Annotated in this window: 1 protein-coding gene; it reads left to right on the forward strand. The window is 60.1% G+C overall.

What is annotated here, in order from left to right; translation table 11 throughout:
- Positions 1–949 (forward strand): type IV secretory system conjugative DNA transfer family protein (locus RWK44_RS34725; protein ID WP_316030161.1); only part of this gene is annotated, 949 nt, incomplete at its 5' end.
- Positions 950–1,468 lie beyond the last annotated feature (519 nt).

Genomic DNA, 1,468 nt, shown 5'->3' on the forward strand with positions numbered 1-1,468 from the left:
CGCATCTGCGCTGCAGCTGCTGACAGCGCTGATCGCCGATGTCTGCCTGTCCGGTCACACGGGCGAGCGGGACCAGACGCTTCGCCAGGTGCGCATGAATCTCTCGGAGCCGGAGCCCACATTGCGCAAGCGGCTGCAAGACATCTACGACAATTCGGGTTCGGATTTCGTGAAGGAGAACGTCGCAGCCTTCGTCAACATGACACCGGAGACCTTCTCCGGCGTCTACGCCAATGCGGTCAAGGAAACGCACTGGCTTTCCTATCGAAACTACGCAGCTCTCGTGTCTGGGAAGAAGTTCTCGACCAGCGACATCGCGGCCGGGAATACGGACGTCTTCATCAACATCGATCTCAAGACATTGGAGACCCATTCGGGTCTTGCGCGTGTCATTATCGGTTCGTTTCTGAATGCGATTTACAATCGCGACGGACAGATCAAGGGGCGCGCCCTGTTTCTCCTCGATGAGGTCGCCCGCCTCGGCTACATGCGGATCATCGAGACCGCGCGCGACGCCGGACGCAAATACGGCATCACGCTGACGATGATCTACCAGTCGATCGGCCAGATGCGCGAAACCTATGGCGGCCGCGATGCTGCAAGCAAATGGTTCGAGAGCGCCAGCTGGATTTCGTTCGCCGCGATCAACGATCCCGAGACCGCCGATTACATTTCTCGACGTTGCGGCATGACCACGGTCGAGATCGACCAGGTGAGCCGCAGTTTCCAAGCGAGGGGATCATCGCGGACGCGCTCGAAGCAGCTCGCTGCCAGACCACTCATCCAGCCCCACGAAGTCCTGCGCATGCGTGCCGACGAACAGATCGTGTTCACCGCAGGAAACGCGCCGCTCCGATGCGGACGAGCTATCTGGTTCCGGCGCGGCGACATGAAGGCATGCGTCGGCACGAACAGGTTTCACATGATCGGCGATACGCCAACTGCATGATCCAAGCCGGCGTGCAGTGCAAACAAGCAAGGCTGATCCAGGAAAATGAAGAGTATCGGAGAAATCAGCATAGCGACGCCCGACGGGCGGGATTTCGGGAATTCTCGTCGTGCGACGGGCGGGAAACAGAGCAGCCGCGGGAGCCTCAACATAGTGGCCCCAAAGGGGAGGCGGGATCGACTGCTCCCCGACCCTCGCACACCATTTTGGCGGCCACGCCGCAGCCCGAAGACAAGCTCCTCCGTAAACGCAGATGAAACCGGGTCCGACATAGGGTGAGGCGAAACGAGGAATCGGATAGTGGCGAAATCGAATATAGTTCCGATCAGAAAGCCGCCGAAGGCCGGACGCGGTCGCGATCGGCAGCGCGCGGGCGGAGGACTGGTAAGATCTGAGCGCATCAGACGGCGTAAACGCGCGGCGGCAGTTCTATGCACGGTGATCATTGCCGTTGGAGGTTGGCTTGCCTATGGCGGCAACGAAGCTCTCCCCGGTTTCGTCACTTTGGCCAAGACACCC

This window comes from Rhizobium sp. 25PS6, from assembly GCF_032464655.1.
In the GTDB taxonomy this organism is placed as follows: Bacteria; Pseudomonadota; Alphaproteobacteria; order Rhizobiales; family Rhizobiaceae; genus Rhizobium; species Rhizobium laguerreae.